Raw genomic sequence first — 16499 nt, 5'->3', positions numbered from 1 at the left:
CGTGGCCATAGATCGAACCTGGGACTGCATGCGCAATCGCCAAGGGCCAGCCGGAACGAGCGATATGACGCCGGCTGGCCGTTCCGATCACCGAGCAGCCCAGAAGGGTTCTACTGCCTTCGGTCTGCGCGGCGCGTTCGGCTACTTGAACCGGTTCATCGCGGTCTGGAACGATTGCGACAGGTTTTCCCAGGCGGCCTGAAAACCCTTGCTCATGTCGTCCCAGGCGGCGTCGGATGCCTGTTGCGCCTGCTTCATCTTCGCCTCTGCCTCATCACGTTGCTTTCTCATTTCGGCAAGCTGTTTCTCGTATTCGATCTTGGCATCGGCTTGGGCCTTCTGGGCATTCGCCTGCAGCTTGTCGATCTCGGCGTTCCATTCATCGATAGTCGCCTTCACCTTTTCGACATACGCATCGCGATCAATCATCGACTTACTCCCAGTTGTTGAGGCTTCATATTCGCACAGTGTAGCAGGAAAATGACCTTGGGTAAGGGTGTGGAGCGGGGAGCGAAAGAAATGGAGACTTCTCTCAAGCTCGCCCTTCTCAGATGACGTTGAATTGCCCGGCACTCCAACTCCCAAGGAGCGCTACCTGACGCGTCGCGAGGTCGAGAGGCCGCTCGAAGCAGAAGCGATGCCTCACATCCGGCTCGCGACTCTCCTCATGCTGACGACCGCAGGCCGGGTTCCTGCCATTCTGGAGTTGACCTGGGGCAGGGTGGATTTCACGCCGCGCCAGATCAACCTCCGCACCGGAGACGGCTTGAGAAAGGGGCGTGCGATCGTGCCCATGAATGAGACCATCCACGCAGCCCTGCTCGAAGCGCGGCGGGCCGCCCTCTCGGACCATGTCATCGAGTGGGCTGCGAAGCCGGTGAAGTCGATCAAGGGGGATTTGCAGGAGCCGTACAGATCGCTGGGCTCCATGACGTGTCTGCATCTGCGCCGATCTCCAGATAGCGAGCGGGTCGAGGTGAAACGCGCGATTGCCGATGGGCAATTCGTCGCCCTGCACTGTCATCAGATCTGGCCAGAAGGGCTGGAATATGCAGGGATCGACATCTTTCGCCTTAAAGTTAGGCGGCGAAGCGTCTGCAAATCTAGGGGCACCTCAGTCTTGGTCATGAACCACCAGATGAACCTCATGGTCCGACCAGGAGCCGAAGCACATGACGGCATCGAAGGTTTTTGGACGCGCAGAAGCCGTTAATCATCAAGCAGGGCAAATCTCCGCCGGCAACTCCGAGTTGCCCGCCTCTTGCGAGAATCTATAGGTCGAGGGCTCGCAGAAAGCACACCGATAACGAGAAACCGTGCAATATTATGGGCGATTCATGCAGACTTTTGCGGTGCGTGCAGCTTTGTGCGCGTCCCTACGACAGCTTCAGAAGTCCAGATTCTCGACGCTCAGCGCGTTCTTCTGGATGAACTCGCGGCGCGGTTCGACGACGTCGCCCATCAGCTTGGTGAAGAGGTCGTCGGCTTCGACCATGTCGTCCACCTTGACCTGCAGCAATGTACGCGCGTCCGGATCGAGCGTCGTTTCCCACAGCTGGTCCGGGTTCATTTCTCCGAGACCTTTGTAGCGCTGGAGCGACAGGCCCTTTTCACCTTCCTCGAGGATCGCCCCGAGCAGCCCGAGCGGACCGTAGATCGTCAGGCTGCGATCCTTGCGCACCAGCTGTGCCGGTGTGGCATAGGTGTCCTGCAGGCTCTTGGTGAAGCTGCCGGTCTTGCGTGCTTCGCCCGAGCGCAGCATCGGACCATCCAGCGTGCGCACCTCTTCAACGCCGCGCAGGATGCGGGCCAGCCGGATGCCATGATCCTGGGTGATCCTGCCTTGCCAGCCGCGTTCGTATTCCAGAGCGATCAGGTCGAGGCGAGCCGCGACCTTGTCCGCCACGCCCTGCAGGTCGGCATCGACCACCCCGGGAACAAAGGCGCCGGCGATCGCGGCCTGTTCGAGGATGTGGCGCGGATAGTGGGTCGGGAAGGCGTCCAGCACGCGTTTCAGCTGCCGGGCCTCCTCGACCACGCGCAGCAGATCCTGGCCGGCGATCTCTTCACCCGATCCCAACCGCAACAGCGCACCGTCGACCCCCTGATGGATCAGGTAGTTGTCCATCTCGACCTGGTCCTTGAGGTAGGTCTCGGACTTGCCACGGCTGACCTTGTACAGCGGCGGCTGTGCGATGTAGAGATAGCCGTTTTCGATCAACTCGGGCATCTGGCGATAAAAGAACGTCAGAAGAAGCGTCCGGATATGCGCGCCGTCCACATCGGCATCCGTCATGATGACGATCTTGTGGTAGCGCAACTTGGAGATGTCGAACTCGTCCCGTCCGATCCCGGTGCCGAGCGCCATCACCAGGTTGCCGATCTCCTGGCTCGACAGCATTCTGTCGAATCGCGCGCGCTCCACGTTCAGAATCTTGCCCTTGAGCGGCAGGATCGCCTGCGTCTGGCGGTCGCGCCCGGTCTGGGCCGAGCCCCCGGCGCTGTCACCCTCGACGAGGAACAGCTCTGTCTTGGCCGGGTCCTTTTCCGAGCAGTCCTTGAGCTTGCCGGCAAGGAAGTTCACATCCATCGCGGTCTTGCGCCGGGTCAGTTCCCGGGCCTTGCGCGCCGCTTCGCGGGCCAGCGCGGCCTCGATGATCTTGCCGACGATGATCTTCGCCTGGATCGGGTTTTCCTCGAACCACTCGGCCAGCTTTTCGGTGACCAATCCCTCGACCGCGGGCCGCACCTCGGAACTGACCAGCTTGTCCTTGGTCTGCGAGCTGAACTTCGGATCGGGCACCTTGACCGACAGCACGCAGGTCAGTCCCTCGCGCGCGTCGTCGCCGGTGAAGCTGATCTTCTCCTTCTTGGCGATTCCGCTGGACTGTGCATAGCCGTTGATGGTGCGGGTCAGAGCGCCGCGAAACCCGGCCATGTGGGTGCCGCCGTCGCGCTGCGGGATGTTGTTCGTGAAAGGGAGCACGGTTTCATGGTAGCTGTCGTTCCACCACATCGCGACCTCGATCCCGATGTCGTCACGCTCGCCGGTGATGAAGATCGGCTCTTCCATGATCGAGCTCTTGGAGCGGTCGAGATACTTGACGAATTCGCGTACGCCGCCCTCGTAGAAGAGCTCGCTGCGCAGGGGTTCGACCGGTCGTTCGTCGATCAGGATGATCCGCACTCCGGAATTGAGGAACGCCAGTTCGCGAAGGCGGCGTTCGAGAATCTCGAAGGAGTAGTCGAGGTTGGAAAACGTGTCGGTCGAGGCGAGAAAGCGCACTTCGGTCCCGGTCCGTCCGTTCGCATCGCCGACGACCCGCAGGTGTTCGACGGTATCGCCGTGCTCGAAGCGCGCGTAGTGTTCCTTGCCGTCGCGCCAGATGCGCAGTTCCAGCCAGACCGAGAGCGCGTTGACCACCGACACGCCGACTCCGTGCAGGCCGCCCGAGACCTTGTAGGAGTTGCTGTCGAATTTGCCGCCCGCATGAAGCTGGGTCATGATGACCTCGGCCGCGGAAACGCCCTCTTCCTCGTGGATGCCGACGGGGATGCCGCGCCCATTGTCGCTGACGGAAACGCTTGAATCCGCATGGATCGTGACGGTCACCGCGTCGGCGTGACCGGCGAGCGCTTCGTCGATCCCGTTGTCCACGACCTCGTACACCATGTGGTGCAGGCCCGAGCCATCGTCCGTGTCCCCGATATACATTCCGGGGCGTTTACGGACGGCCTCCAAGCCTTTGAGAACCTTGATGGAATCCGCGCCGTACTCTTCGGGCACCTTCGCGTCGTCGGACATCAGTCATTTCCTTGTTTTTCTGACCGTTACATACGACTTATTGCGGGGGATGTCACGCAATTGCCCATATTTTGTGGCCGGATTGCGGGTCTCGCTCCCGACCGGGAACCCGTTCAGATTTCGGTGACTTCGGACAGTCCGTCGCGGTCCGTCACCGTCAGGTATCGGGCCCGGTCGCCGAGGCTCTGGAACAGGTCGCGGTCGGTCGCCGTCATCCAGGCTTGGGCGCCGAGCGCGCAGATTTCGTCATAAAGTGCGGCACGGCGCTGCGCGTCGAGATGGGCGGCAACCTCGTCCAAAAGCAGGATCGGAGCGGCGCCGATCTGCTCGGCCAATGCGCGCGCGTTGGCGAGGATGAGCGAGACCAGAAGCGCCTTCTGTTCACCGGTCGAGCAATCCCGCGCCGGCACCGCCTTGGCCGCATAGACCCCGTAGAGGTCCGCGCGATGCGGGCCGACCAGGGTGCGCCCTGCAGCCAGGTCTCGAAACCGGCTTTCGGCCAGGGCCTCGCGCAGGTCGGCTTCGGTCTCGGGCATTTCTCCGTCGGTCTGCACCAGGTCGAGTTCGGCCGTCGGGAAGGCGGTTTCGGCCCGGGTCTGGGCCTCGGTCAGCAGCGCGAGGGTACGCTTGCGCGCCACGTGGATCTCGTGCCCCGTGCGCGCCATCTGGGCCTCGATCGCGCCATACCAGGCCGAGTCGCGCACCTGGTCCTTGAGCAGACGATTGCGCTCGCGCATCGCCTTTTCATAGGTCAGCGTCGCTTCGGCATGCGAGGGCGCGAAGCTCAGTGTCATGCGGTCCAGGAACCGCCGCCGCCCGTCGGCACCTTCTATCCAGAGCCGGTCCATCGCGGGGATCAGCCAGAGCACGCGGGCGATCCGTCCCAAAGCGAGTTGGCTCGCGGGTTTGCCATCGATCCGGGTTTGTCGGGCGGCACCGTTTTCGGACCAGAGTTCGATCACGTGCAGATGGCCGCCACCCTGGAGATGTGCCGTGATCTTCCAGCCGAGCGCTTCGGGGCGGCGGGCCATGTCTTCGGCGCTGGCGCGGCGCAGGCCACGACCGGGCGAGAACAGCGACACCGCCTCGAGTATGTTGGTCTTGCCGGCCCCGTTGGCGCCGAAGATCGCCACGGGCCGACCGTCGCTGGCCAGTCGTGCGGTCTTGTGGGAACGGAAGTGAGACAGGGTCAGGTCGGACAAGTACATCCAGTGGTGGCCCCGCTGATCCTGATCGAACGTGTCTCCGCCGGTCGCAAGCGGTGCCGTCAGACGCGCATCGGCATGACGACGTAGATCGCGCTCTGATCATTGCCTTCGCGCATCAGGGTCGGATCGCCGGCCGAGTTGAACATGAATACGGCGTTCTCGCGATCGACCTGGCTGGCGATTTCCAGCAGGTACTTGGCGTTGAATCCGATTTCGAGCCGTTCATCGCCGTAAGCGACGGCCAGTTCCTCTTCGGCGGCGCCGCTGTCGGGCGCGTTGACGGACAGGATCAGCCTGTCCTCGTCAAGCTGCATCTTGACCGCGCGCGAGCGTTCCGACGACACGGTTGCCACCCGGTCGACAGCCTGGGCGAATTCGCTCGCGTCGACTTCCAGCCGCCGCGTGTTGCCTTGCGGAATGACGCGGGTGTAGTCCGGAAATGTGCCGTCGATGACCTTGGAGGTCAGGGTGATGTCGGGCGTCGCGAACCGTATCTTCGTCTCACTGACCGACACTGCGATGGCGAGGTCGTCATCGTCCAGCAATTTGCGCAATTCGCCGACCGTCTTGCGTGGTACGATCACGCCGGGCATGTCCGCCGCGCCTTCGGGCAAGTCGGCATCGATCCGGGCGAGGCGGTGCCCGTCGGTGGCGACACAGCGCAGCACCTTGCCGCCATCTGCGTCGGCGACATGCAAATAGACCCCGTTCAGGTAATAGCGAGTTTCTTCAGTCGAGATCGCGAATTTCGACTTGTCGAACAGCCGCCGCAAAACAGCGGCGGGGGCCGAGAAGTTGGACTCGTACTCCGAAGACGCCATTACGGGGAAATCTTCCTTGGGCAGCGTCGCCAGCGAAAAGTTCGAGCGGCCGGCCTCGACCGTCAGACGCCCTGCGACATTGTCGGCCGTCAACGTTACCAGCGCCCCGTCGGGCAGCTTGCGCACGATCTCGTGCAACGTTGTCGCGGCGACCGTGGTGGCCCCGGCGCGCTCGACTTGGGCGGGTGCCTTGTCCACGACTTCGATATCCAGATCGGTGGCGCGGAACTGCACCTTGTCGCCCTCGGCTTCGATCAGGACATTGGCGAGGATCGGGATCGTGTTGCGGCGCTCCACGACCGACTGCGCCTGCGACACGGCCTTGAGCAATGCGCCGCGTTCTATGCTGATCTTCATGTCATTCGATCCTCTGTTGGGCCGGGAAGGGCAACGTAGCGGTTTGCCCGGTCCGCACAAGTTTTTTGTCAATTTGTCCTGCGGAATGATTCGGGCGTCAAGAGGCCCGGAACAGGCAGCGTGCCACTATGGCATCGGCGCAATCAGGGATGGATTTGAGCGCACATGACCAGGGGCGCCCGATCGACGCCCCTTGTCCGTTCCGTTCAGGATCGCGCCGCGGTCAGGCTTCGAGCGCGCGGCGCAGCATCTCGACATCCTCGGCGATCTGCCCATCGATCAGCTTCAGTTCCTCGATACGCTTCACGCCGTGCATCACCGTGGTGTGGTCGCGCCCGCCGAAACGCCGCCCGATCTCGGGAAGGCTGCGGCTCGTCAGCTGCTTGGCAAGATACATCGCCACTTGCCGGGGACGCGCGTAGGAGCGCAGGCGCTTGGGTCCGATCATGTCGCTGAGGCGGATGTTGTAGTATTCCGACACACGGCGCTGGATCTCCTCGACCGTGATCTTGCGTTCGGAGGCGCGCAGCACATCGGCCAGGCAATCTTGCGTCAGCTCCATGTCGATCTCGCGCCCGACAAGCGACGCGAAGGCGAAAAGCCGTGTCAGCGCGCCTTCCAGAACGCGCACGTTGGTCGAGATCCTCTGAGCGAGGAACTCAAGCACGCCGTCCGCGATTTCGAGCCCTGGATAAGAACCGCGATACTGCTGCACCTTGGTCTGCAGGATGCCGAGCCGCAATTCATAGTCGGTCGGATGCAGATCGACGACCAGACCGCATTGCAGGCGCGACTTGACCCGCTCCTCGAGATCCTTGATCTCGCCCGGCGCACGATCGGCCGAGATGATGATCTGCTTGTTCTGGTCGACCAGCGCATTGAACGTATGGAAAAACTCTTCCTGCGTGCTGTCCTTGCCGGCAATGAACTGGACGTCGTCCACCATCAGCACGTCGACCGAGCGGAACAGCACCTTGAAGTCCATCATCTTGCGCTCGCGCAGCGCTTGCACGAAGCGATACATGAACTGTTCGGCGGACAGGTAGAGCACGTTCAGGTCGGGTTTGCGGGCGCGCAATTCCCAGGCGATGGCGTGCATCAAATGGGTCTTGCCGAGCCCGACGCCGCCATAGAGCACGAGCGGATTGAAGGTGACCGGGCCACCCTCGCTGACGCGGCGCGCTGCGGCATGCGCCAGCTCGTTCGGCTTGCCGACGACGAAGCTGTCAAAAGTGAACCGGGCATCGAGCGGGGCGGCCTGCAGTGCGTCGAGTGGTGTCGTCGTCGCCTGTTCGACCGACTCGTCGGCCTTGGATGAAACCACGCGCGGGCTGGGGCGCTTGGAGGTATTCGCGGCGACCTGAAAAGAAACCCGCTGAACCTTGGCGCCTGCCGTGTTCAGTTCGTAGAGAATGAGGTCGGCGAAGTTCTGGCTGACATAGTTGCCCATGAAGTTCGTCGGAACGCTGAACGTCGCGACGCCGTCTTCGAGGTGCTCGAATTCAAGCGGTTCTATCCAGGTGGTATAGTTGTTCTGCCCTACCGTCTTCAAAAGCCTCTGTCGGAGTTGCCCCCATTTTTCTTGTGTCATGCAGCGCCTCGTACATCCCATTCTGACCTTGCGGCCTGTCCCGTTCGTTGGCCGGGCTGTGCCCGGCAGGACTCACGTCGCACGTCAAGTGTGTACCGCCCCGAGAGACGGCACCGCCTGCGCTTGAAATCAGCGCCGCAGTACAGAGGGTGACAGCGGTCCGATGCCTGCAAACTGGCAAGCGGACTGACACGTCACCGTTACACACTCATGTTACGACAGGGCTGCACAGCGGTATGGAATACCGAAGAACGCAGCAGACCGAACAGTTGGTATGGCAGCCGAACTGATCGACACGCACTATCCCTCGCGGCCTGATGCCCGTCAGGCCGGAGCGATCGGCGCCTGTCCCCCCAAGCTAGTGAATCGCTAGATATGTGGTAGCAATTTTGGGGGGGAAGCGGCAACGAAACTCTAGTGTTGACTCACGTTTCCGGCGCAAAGAATCTATCGGCGGTGTTGCCGGCGCGCATACGGCAAAGCCAACAAAAAAAGGCGCTGCCGGGGCAACGCCTTTTGAAAACAGGGTTTTTGACACCCTGGATGTGCGTATCAGCCGAGCGCTTTGACCCGTGCCGCCAGGCGCGACATTTTCCGAGACGCCGTGTTCTTGTGAAAGACGCCCTTGGTGACGCCGCGCATCAGCTCAGGCTGGGCTGCGCGAAGGGCGTCGGCTGCGGCATTTTTGTCACCGGAAGCGATGGCTTCCTCGACCTTGCGCAGGAATGTGCGGATCCGCGACCGCCGTGCCTTGTTCACGGCAAAGCGGGCTTCGTTCTGGCGGGCGCGTTTCTTGGATTGCGGCGAATTTGCCATGGTATCTGACCTTCGTTCGAGTTGTGTTCATTTCAGCAGCGCAATGCCAACCCGAACCGAGGGAGTATCCATCGGTATGATTCTAGCCAAGCGGGCCGCACGCGCATGTATGGCGGCCCGTTTAGCCAAGTTCGCGGACATTGCCAACCGCAAACTTGGCTCGTGCCAGGGTGCTACTTGTCGCGGAACTGCGGGCTGCGCTTTTCAAGGAACGCGGCCATGCCTTCCTTCTGGTCCTCGGTCGCGAACATCGAGTGGAACACGCGGCGCTCGAACAGAATGCCTTCGGACAGCGTGACCTCATAGCTGCGGTTCACCGCCTCCTTGGCGGCCATCACCGTCATCATGGATTTCTCGGCGATCTTCTGTGCCGCGCCCATGGCTTCTTCCATGAGCTTTTTGGCCGGAACGACCCGGCTGACCAGTCCGGAACGCTCGGCTTCCTCGGCCGTCATGAAGCGCCCGGTGAGGTTCATGTCCATGGATTTGGATTTACCGACGAAACGGGTCAGTCGCTGGGTTCCGCCCATTCCAGCGATCACCCCAAGGTTGATTTCGGGCTGGCCAAACTTGGCGGTGTCCGCAGCGATGATGAAATCGCACGCCATCGCCAGTTCGCAGCCCCCGCCGAGCGCATATCCCGCCACTGCGGCGATGATCGGTTTGCGGATCTTCGCGATTCGGTCGCTGGCGTCCGCGAAGAGATTGATCGTGAACACTTCTCCGAAGCCCATGGTGGACATCTCCTTGATGTCCGCGCCAGCCGCAAAGGCCTTTTCCGATCCGGTGATCACGATGCATCGGGCCTTGTCGTTGGCGTCCGCTTCTTCGAGAGCCTGGCAGAGCTCGCTCAAAAGTTGAGTGTTCAACGCGTTCAACGCGTCGGGACGGTTCAACTTGATCAGGGCCACGTGGTCTTCGACTTCGACGTTGATCGTCTCAAATGCCATGGAATCTGCTTTCGGTTGTTCCGTTCAGGTGCGAACCCTTACCATGAGACGGCAGCGGTTCAAGTCATCTTTGGCAGTGCGAACAATAGAAGGTCGAGCGTCCGGATTGAACGATCCGGCGGACATTCGATGTGCAGCCGGGGGTACGGCAAGGCGCGTTCTCGCGTCCGTACACGTCGAAGGAATGCTGGAAATAGCCCAGTTCGCCATCCGCCTGCCGGAAGTCGCGTAGCGATGATCCGCCCGCGTCGATCGCATCCTGCAGGACGCGCCGGATGATCGGGACCAGGCCTGCCACGCGGGCTTCCGCTATACGGCCAGCGTGGCGACGCGGCGATATGCGCGCCCGAAAAAGCGCCTCGCAGACATAGATATTGCCCAGCCCCGCCACGGTCTTCTGGTCCAGAAGAACGGACTTGACGGGGCTGCGACGGCCGCGAAAGGCCGCGACGAGGTGGGTCTCATGAAAGTCGTTGCCCAGCGGCTCGGGGCCCAGCACGGCGAGGAGTTTGTGATCGTCCGCGTGGGCGGTGTCCATCAGGTCCATTGCTCCAAAGCGGCGCGGGTCGTTGAAGGTGATGCGCGCGCCGCTTTCCATGTTCAGCACCACATGGTCATGCGGGGCTTTGGCGGGATGATCGTGGACGAACCGACCGAGCGGATCCCCCGACACGGTCATGCGGCCGGACATGCCGAGGTGAACCAACAGCGTTTCGCCGCTGTCGAGGTCGGCGAGAATGTATTTCGACCGTCGCCTCAGCCCCAAAACGCGGCGCCCGGTCAGACGGTCGGCCATATCAGGCGGAAAGGGCCAGCGCAGGTCCGGGCGGTTGACCTCGGCCAGGGCGATGCGCTGCCCGACCATGACGGGCGCCAACCCGCGGCGTACGGTCTCGACCTCTGGCAATTCCGGCATCGGTGCATGTCCTGTCCAAGGGGCCGCATTGTGCCTGACCCACAGCGCCCTATAACAAGGGCGAAACTGCAAGGCGACAAGTCCTCATGACCGACGAGACCGACAAGACCACCCATTTTGGGTCGCAAACCATTCCCGAAGGCGAAAAGGCCGGACGGGTGAGAGGTGTGTTCAACTCCGTTGCATCGAAATACGACGTGATGAATGACGTGATGAGCGTCGGCATTCACCGGCTGTGGAAGGATGCGATGATGGACTGGCTCGCACCGCGTCCCGGCCAGAAGCTGCTGGATGTGGCCGGCGGCACAGGGGATATCTCCTTCCGGTTTCTCAAGCGAGCAGGTTCGGGCCATGCAACCGTGCTGGACCTTACTGAACCGATGCTGGTGGAAGGGCGCAAGCGCGCCGAGGCCGCCCACATGGCCGACAGTCTCGATTGGATCGTCGGTGACGCCATGGCACTTCCTTTCGCCGACAACAGTTTCGATGTCTACACGATCAGCTTCGGAATCCGGAACGTGACCCGGCCGCAGAAGGCCTTGGACGAGGCCTTTCGGGTCCTGCGTCCGGGCGGGCGTTTGATGGTTCTGGAGTTCAGCCAACTGCCCAACGAAGGACTGCAGAAGCTCTATGATCTCTACAGTTTCAACGTCATACCCCGCATGGGGCAGGCGATCGCCGGGGATCGCGACAGCTATCAGTATCTTGTTGAGTCGATCCGCAACTTTCCGGACCAGGAGACCTTTCTCGGCATGGTGCGCGAGGCCGGTTTCGAGAATGCCGGATATCGCAATCTGAGCATGGGCATCGCGGCGCTGCATTCCGGCTGGAAGATCTGACGATGCGCGGACCGCACAATATCATCCGCCTGATCCGGACAGGCGCGACGCTCGAGCGGACCGGTGCCATGAACGTGGTGCTCGACGCATTCGAAGCCCCCAAGCCTTTGCGCTTCGTGGCGCATGCACTTGGCAAGCCGTTCATGTGGTTGGGATACAACGGCGACCCGTCGATGCCGCCGGCGACTCGCGCTCTGACGGCCCTCGGACCCGCCTACATCAAGTTCGGTCAGGTCCTGTCGACCCGGCCGGACGTGGTCGGTCAGGAACTGGCCGACCAGCTCAGGGTCCTGCAGGACAAGCTGCCGCCGTTCCCGGTTGAAGTCGCCAAGCGCGAGGTCGCCAAGGAGCTCGGGCAGCCGGTCGACGACATGTTCTCCGAGTTCAGCGCCCCGATCGCCGCGGCGTCGATCGCGCAGGTTCACAAGGCAACTCTGGCGAGCACGGGGGAACAGGTCGCCGTCAAGGTGCTGCGACCGGGAATCGAGCGCGCCTTCCGAAAGGATGTGGATGCCTTCTATCTCGCCGCCCGCATCGTCGACATATTCGCGCCCGGCGCGCGGCGCTTGCGGCCGATGGAGGTGATCGAGCATTTCGACGGCGTCGTGCGCGGTGAACTCGATCTGCGGCTGGAAAGTTCGGCCGCCTCGGAATTCGCGGCCAACACCAAGGGCGATGCCGGGTTCCAGCTGCCGCCGATCGTCTGGAGCCTGTCCGCGCGCCGGGTCATGACCCTGGGCTGGGCGGATGGAGTGCCGCTTGGGGACAATGCCGCGATCGACGCGGCGGGTCACGACCGCCGCGCGCTCAGCGAACGGGTGCTGAAACTGTTTCTCCTGCACGCCTTGCGCGACGGCTACTTCCACGCCGACATGCACCAGGGCAATCTCAAGGTCGCGCCGAACGGGGATATCATCGCCTATGATTTCGGGATCATGGGCCATATCGACGAATACACCCGACGCGTCTATGCCGAGATCCTCTTCGGTTTCATCCGCAAGGATTACAAGCGCGTCGCCGAAGTGCATTTCGAAGCCGGTTACGTGCCCGCCGACAAGGATGTCGACGAGTTCGCCCGCGCCCTGCGTGCGGTGGGCGAGCCGATCTTCGGCATGGATGCGACCCAGATCTCGATGGGTCGCCTGCTGAGCTATCTCTTCGAGGTGACGGAACGCTTCGGGATGGAAACGCGGACCGAGTTGATCCTGCTGCAACGCACCATGGTCGTGGTCGAAGGCGTTGCGCGGTCGCTCGATCCCCGGATGAACATCTGGGAAGTCGCGCGTCCCGTGGTCGAGGACTACATCAAGAAATCGATCGGTCCTCGTGCCGTTGTGTTTGACCTTGCCAGGACGGCGCAGGTGCTTGCGAGATTCGGCCCGCGCCTGCCGGCCTTGGTCGAGGCGGCGCTGATCCGGCAGGCGAGCGAACAGGACCCACCACGCCGCAAGGGCCTCGGGGCTTTGCTGGCTGCGGGCGCGGCGGGTGCAGTCATCGCAACCATCCTCACTTTGGGGATCGAGGCTCTTCTCTGACGCCGCGCACGGCTCGGGCGTCGTTCCGTTGAGAAACACCCAAAGGGGTGAATTGGGCTTGGTCCGAGAGGGGGCATTCAGCCCCGTCTCGGATTTTCGGGATCAGAGCCGCTCGATGGCCAGCGCGATTCCCTGCCCGCCGCCGATGCACATCGTGATCAGCGCCTTGCTGCCGCCGATACGCTCCAGTTCATAGAGCGCTTTCACGGTGATGATCGCGCCGGTGGCACCGACCGGGTGACCCAGCGCGATGGCACCGCCATTGGGGTTCACCTTCGCCGCGTCCAGCCCCAGTTCCTTGTTCACCGCCAGCGCCTGGGCGGCGAAGGCTTCGTTGCTTTCGATGACGTCGAAATCCGCCAATGACAGGCCGGTGCGGTCCAGCAGGTTGCGAACGGCCGGCACCGGGCCGATCCCCATCACCTCGGGGCGCACCCCGGCATGGGCATAGCCCAGAACCCGTGCCCTGGGTTTCAATCCGGCCTTCTCCGCCGCCGAGGCGGTGGCCAGAACGACCGCGGCCGCACCGTCATTGATGCCACTGGCGTTGCCGGCGGTGACGCTGCCGTCCTTCTTGAACACTGTGCGCAACCCGGCCAGCGCCTCCATCGTGGTCGCCTTGGGGTGCTCGTCGACCTTGAAATCGACCATGTCGCGGCGCACCTTGACCTGCACAGGGACGATCTGGCTGTCGAACCGCCCCTCTTCAATGGCGGCGGCGGCGCGCTCTTGGCTGGTCAGGGCGAAGGCGTCCTGCTCCTCGCGGGTCACCTGGTGTTCGCTGGCCACGTTTTCCGCCGTGACGCCCATATGCCCGGTGCCGAACGGGCAGTTGAGCGCCCCCAGCATCATGTCGAGCGTCGTGATGTCGCCCATCTTGGCGCCCCAGCGCTGCTGCGGCACGATGAAGGGGCTGCGCGACATGCTCTCCGCGCCACCGGCCAACGCGAACTCGGCATCGCCCAGCATCAGTGACTGCACCGCCGACACGATGGCCTGCGCGCCCGATCCGCACAGCCGGTTCACGTTCATCGCCGGCGTGCCTTCGGGGATGCCGGCCTGCATGGCCGCGACCCGGCTCAGGTACATGTCACGCGGCTCGGTGTTGATGACGTGGCCAAAGACGACATTGCCGATCTGCCCGCCTTCGACGCCCGCGCGTTCCATCGCCGCCTCGCTCGCGACGGTGGCCAGATCGATCGGGGCGGTGCTGGCCAACGCGCCCCCGAATGTGCCGATGGCGGTGCGGGCGCCGTCGAGAATGACGATGTCGGTCATGAATGCGGTCTCCTGATCAGATGGTTGCCAACTTCCCGTCGTAAGTCCGGTGTGGCGTGACGGGCGGATTGCCCTGTCATTTCGCCGCCGTTTATCGCAGGGTTTTCACGCCCTAGTCTAGTGTGGCAAGGAGTCCGACATGAGCACGAAATTTCTGACCGACATGAGCAGTGCGCTGGCCCGGATCGAGGAGGAGGGCATGACCAAGCGCGAGCGGCTCATCCTGTCGCCCCAATCCGGCCGGATCACGGTCGGCGACCGTGAGGTGATCAACCTCTGCGCCAACAACTACCTGGGTCTCGCCGATCACCCGGATCTCGTCTCGGCTGCGAAAACGGCGATGGAGACGCACGGTTTCGGGATGGCGAGCGTCCGCTTCATCTGCGGCACGCAGGATCTTCACCGCGAACTGGAACAGAGGCTGGCGGCGTTCCTCGACATGGACGACTCGATCCTGTTCGCGGCCTGTTTCGATGCCAATGGCGGCCTGTTCGAACCTCTGCTCGGCCCCGAGGATGCGGTGGTTTCGGATGCGCTGAACCATGCCTCGATCATCGACGGAATCCGCCTCTGCAAGGCGCGGCGGTATCGCTATGCGAATTCCGACATGGAGGATCTGGAGACACAGCTCAAGACCGCCCGTGCGGATGGCACCCGTCATGTCATGATCGCTACCGATGGCGTGTTCAGCATGGATGGCTACTTGGCCAAGCTGCCCGAGATTCGGGCGCTTGCGGATAGGTACGAAGCGGTTCTGATGGTCGATGACTGTCACGCCACCGGGTTCATGGGGCCCAAGGGCGCGGGGACGCCGGCGCATTTCGGCGTGCGTGCCGATATCCTGAGCGGCACGCTCGGCAAGGCATTGGGAGGGGCGATCGGCGGTTACATCGCCGGGCCGCAACCCGTCATCGACCTGCTGCGGCAGAAGGCGCGGCCCTATCTCTTTTCGAACTCGTTGCCGCCCGCAATCGCCGCCGCAGGTATCGAGGCGATCCGGCTGACCGAGGCTGGCGATGACCTGCGCGCGCGCTTGGTCGAGAACGCGGCATATTGGCGACAGGGGCTGGAGCGGCTTGGCTTTGACCTGCTGCCCGGGGAACATCCGATCATCCCGGTCATGTTGGGCGAGGCAAAGCTGGCGCAGGAGATGGCGGCGCGGCTGTTCGACGAAGGCGTCTATGTCTCGGGCTTCTTCTTTCCTGTGGTGCCGCGCGGACAGGCCCGGATCAGAACGCAGATGAGCGCCGCGCTCTCACGCGAGGACCTCGACAGCGCGCTGGGAGCGTTCGAGCGCGCGGGCAAGGCAGTGGGGATTCTGGCATGACGAACGAGATGAAGGCCCTGGTGAAGGCCGAGCCGCGCGAAGGCCTGTGGATGCAGACCGCGCCGGTACCCGAAATCGGTCCCGATGATGTCCTGATCCGGATCAAGAAGACTGGCATTTGCGGCACAGACATCCACATTTGGAATTGGGACGACTGGGCGCAGGCCACGGTGCCGGTTCCGCTGATCACCGGGCACGAGTTCGCCGGCGAGATCGTCGAGATCGGCCGCGATGTCGAGGGGCTGGAAATAGGTCAGCGCTGCAGTGGCGAGGGCCACCTGATCGGAAAGACCTCGCGCCAGTCGCGCGCGGGCAAGTTCCACCTTGACCCCGCGACGCGTGGGATCGGTGTGAACGAGCAGGGAGCCTTTGCCGAATACCTGCGCTTGCCGGCCTTCAACGTCGTGCCTCTGCCGGACGAGATCAGCGATGACATCGGTGCGATTCTCGACCCTCTGGGCAACGCGGTGCACACGGCGCTGAGTTTCGACCTGGTGGGTGAGGACGTGCTGATCACCGGGGCGGGGCCGATCGGAATCATGGCGGCGGCCGTGGCGCGGCACGTGGGCGCGCGCCACGTGGTGATCACCGACGTGAACCCTGCGCGGCTGGACCTCGCCACCAAGGTGGCCGACGTGGTGGCGGTGAACGTGGCCGAGGAAGAACTGGCCCCGGTGATCGCGCGGCTGAAGATGAAGCAGGGCTTTGACGTGGGGCTCGAGATGTCCGGCAACCAACGAGCGCTCGACCAGATGGTCGAGGCGATGACGATGGGCGGGCGGATTGCGATGCTCGGCATACCGCCGGGCAAAAGCCCGGTGGACTGGAGCCGGATCGTGTTCAAGGCGATCACCATCAAGGGTGTTTACGGGCGCGAGATATTCGAAACCTGGTACAAGATGATCGCCATGCTACAAAATGGGCTCGACGTGAGCGCGGTGATCACCCACCGGTTCGGCGTCGATGATTTCGAGGCAGGGTTCGCGGCGATGAAATCCGGCCAGAGCGGCAAGGTCGTATTGGACTGGACCGGTCAGGCCAGTAGAGGGACGTAGG

The 16499-nt window shown here is 62.9% G+C and carries 14 protein-coding genes; 5 read left to right on the top strand and 9 right to left on the bottom strand.

Going from position 1 to position 16499, the window contains the following annotated elements; genetic code table 11:
* Positions 1-141: 141 nt before the first annotated feature.
* Positions 142-429 (bottom strand): sll1863 family stress response protein, encoded by a 288-nt coding sequence (locus JF290_RS11325; RefSeq protein ID WP_199024995.1) that lies wholly within the window; start codon positions 427-429, stop codon positions 142-144.
* A gap of 238 nt (positions 430-667) precedes the next feature.
* On the opposite strand from JF290_RS11325, the gene JF290_RS11320 reads away from it, so the two are divergent.
* A complete protein-coding gene (locus JF290_RS11320) occupies positions 668-1213 on the top strand; it encodes a hypothetical protein (RefSeq protein ID WP_199025135.1) in 546 nt (181 codons plus the stop codon).
* Between the two features lie 174 nt (positions 1214-1387).
* Here the strand turns inward: JF290_RS11320 and gyrB are convergent, their stop codons facing one another.
* The 7 genes from gyrB to mutM all read right to left on the bottom strand — a co-directional run bounded on the left by gyrB (position 1388) and on the right by mutM (position 10464).
* Complete coding sequence (gene gyrB, locus JF290_RS11315; protein WP_199024994.1) at positions 1388-3805, bottom strand: DNA topoisomerase (ATP-hydrolyzing) subunit B; 2418 nt, start codon at positions 3803-3805, stop codon at positions 1388-1390.
* A 113-nt stretch (positions 3806-3918) separates the two neighbouring features.
* Positions 3919-5013 carry a DNA replication/repair protein RecF gene (recF, locus tag JF290_RS11310; protein ID WP_199024993.1) on the bottom strand — a complete coding sequence of 365 codons (1095 nt, stop codon included), beginning with the start codon at positions 5011-5013 and terminating at the stop codon, positions 3919-3921.
* A 59-nt stretch (positions 5014-5072) separates the two neighbouring features.
* On the bottom strand, positions 5073-6191 hold the full coding sequence (dnaN, locus tag JF290_RS11305; RefSeq protein ID WP_199024992.1) for a DNA polymerase III subunit beta: 1119 nt from the start codon (positions 6189-6191) through the stop codon (positions 5073-5075).
* A 223-nt stretch (positions 6192-6414) separates the two neighbouring features.
* A complete protein-coding gene (gene dnaA, locus JF290_RS11300) occupies positions 6415-7782 on the bottom strand; it encodes a chromosomal replication initiator protein DnaA (RefSeq protein ID WP_199024991.1) in 1368 nt (455 codons plus the stop codon).
* Positions 7783-8334: 552 nt separating this feature from the next.
* On the bottom strand, positions 8335-8598 hold the full coding sequence (gene rpsT, locus JF290_RS11295) for a 30S ribosomal protein S20 (RefSeq protein ID WP_199024990.1): 264 nt from the start codon (positions 8596-8598) through the stop codon (positions 8335-8337).
* 173 nt (positions 8599-8771) lie between these two features.
* Positions 8772-9548, bottom strand: coding sequence for an enoyl-CoA hydratase (locus JF290_RS11290; RefSeq protein ID WP_199024989.1), 777 nt, complete (start codon positions 9546-9548; stop codon positions 8772-8774).
* 64 nt (positions 9549-9612) lie between these two features.
* A complete protein-coding gene (gene mutM, locus JF290_RS11285; protein WP_199024988.1) occupies positions 9613-10464 on the bottom strand; it encodes a bifunctional DNA-formamidopyrimidine glycosylase/DNA-(apurinic or apyrimidinic site) lyase in 852 nt (283 codons plus the stop codon).
* A gap of 86 nt (positions 10465-10550) precedes the next feature.
* On the opposite strand from mutM, the gene ubiE reads away from it, so the two are divergent.
* Together ubiE and ubiB are read left to right on the top strand one after the other, a co-directional pair.
* Positions 10551-11303 carry a bifunctional demethylmenaquinone methyltransferase/2-methoxy-6-polyprenyl-1,4-benzoquinol methylase UbiE gene (gene ubiE, locus JF290_RS11280; protein WP_199024987.1) on the top strand — a complete coding sequence of 251 codons (753 nt, stop codon included), beginning with the start codon at positions 10551-10553 and terminating at the stop codon, positions 11301-11303.
* A 2-nt stretch (positions 11304-11305) separates the two neighbouring features.
* Entirely contained in the window at positions 11306-12838 is a 1533-nt protein-coding gene (gene ubiB / locus JF290_RS11275; protein ID WP_199024986.1) for a 2-polyprenylphenol 6-hydroxylase, read from the top strand.
* Between the two features lie 102 nt (positions 12839-12940).
* Here the strand turns inward: ubiB and JF290_RS11270 are convergent, their stop codons facing one another.
* Positions 12941-14116 (bottom strand): acetyl-CoA C-acyltransferase family protein, encoded by a 1176-nt coding sequence (locus tag JF290_RS11270; protein ID WP_199024985.1) that lies wholly within the window; start codon positions 14114-14116, stop codon positions 12941-12943.
* Positions 14117-14255: 139 nt separating this feature from the next.
* Here JF290_RS11270 and JF290_RS11265 point away from each other — a divergent pair, with 139 nt between their 5' ends.
* Together JF290_RS11265 and tdh are read left to right on the top strand one after the other, a co-directional pair.
* The gene (locus JF290_RS11265; protein ID WP_199024984.1) at positions 14256-15443 is read left to right on the top strand and encodes a glycine C-acetyltransferase; all 1188 of its coding nucleotides are present in this window, start codon (positions 14256-14258) and stop codon (positions 15441-15443) included.
* The gene (gene tdh, locus JF290_RS11260) at positions 15440-16498 is read left to right on the top strand and encodes an L-threonine 3-dehydrogenase (protein WP_199024983.1); all 1059 of its coding nucleotides are present in this window, start codon (positions 15440-15442) and stop codon (positions 16496-16498) included. Before JF290_RS11265 ends, tdh begins: the two co-directional genes overlap by 4 nt.
* Position 16499: the final 1 nt, after the last annotated feature.

The organism is Sedimentitalea arenosa, assembly GCF_016428585.1.
Lineage (GTDB): Bacteria > Pseudomonadota > Alphaproteobacteria > Rhodobacterales > Rhodobacteraceae > Sedimentitalea > Sedimentitalea arenosa.
Note: the sequence above shows the minus strand (reverse complement) of the source record. Positions and strands in the feature narration are given on the sequence as shown.

What these genes read in the sequence shown, in the direction of transcription:
- JF290_RS11290 (WP_199024989.1), bottom strand. Translation starts at nt 9,548, where the DNA reads ATGGCATTTGAGACGATCAACGTCGAAGTCGAAGACCACGTGGCCCTG.
- JF290_RS11320 (WP_199025135.1), top strand. Translation starts at nt 668, where the DNA reads ATGCTGACGACCGCAGGCCGGGTTCCTGCCATTCTGGAGTTGACCTGG.
- mutM (WP_199024988.1), bottom strand. Translation starts at nt 10,464, where the DNA reads ATGCCGGAATTGCCAGAGGTCGAGACCGTACGCCGCGGGTTGGCGCCC.
- JF290_RS11265 (WP_199024984.1), top strand. Translation starts at nt 14,256, where the DNA reads ATGAGCACGAAATTTCTGACCGACATGAGCAGTGCGCTGGCCCGGATC.
- gyrB (WP_199024994.1), bottom strand. Translation starts at nt 3,805, where the DNA reads ATGTCCGACGACGCGAAGGTGCCCGAAGAGTACGGCGCGGATTCCATC.
- ubiE (WP_199024987.1), top strand. Translation starts at nt 10,551, where the DNA reads ATGACCGACGAGACCGACAAGACCACCCATTTTGGGTCGCAAACCATT.
- rpsT (WP_199024990.1), bottom strand. Translation starts at nt 8,598, where the DNA reads ATGGCAAATTCGCCGCAATCCAAGAAACGCGCCCGCCAGAACGAAGCC.
- JF290_RS11325 (WP_199024995.1), bottom strand. Translation starts at nt 429, where the DNA reads ATGATTGATCGCGATGCGTATGTCGAAAAGGTGAAGGCGACTATCGAT.
- dnaN (WP_199024992.1), bottom strand. Translation starts at nt 6,191, where the DNA reads ATGAAGATCAGCATAGAACGCGGCGCATTGCTCAAGGCCGTGTCGCAG.
- tdh (WP_199024983.1), top strand. Translation starts at nt 15,440, where the DNA reads ATGACGAACGAGATGAAGGCCCTGGTGAAGGCCGAGCCGCGCGAAGGC.
- dnaA (WP_199024991.1), bottom strand. Translation starts at nt 7,782, where the DNA reads ATGACACAAGAAAAATGGGGGCAACTCCGACAGAGGCTTTTGAAGACG.
- ubiB (WP_199024986.1), top strand. Translation starts at nt 11,306, where the DNA reads ATGCGCGGACCGCACAATATCATCCGCCTGATCCGGACAGGCGCGACG.
- JF290_RS11270 (WP_199024985.1), bottom strand. Translation starts at nt 14,116, where the DNA reads ATGACCGACATCGTCATTCTCGACGGCGCCCGCACCGCCATCGGCACA.
- recF (WP_199024993.1), bottom strand. Translation starts at nt 5,013, where the DNA reads ATGTACTTGTCCGACCTGACCCTGTCTCACTTCCGTTCCCACAAGACC.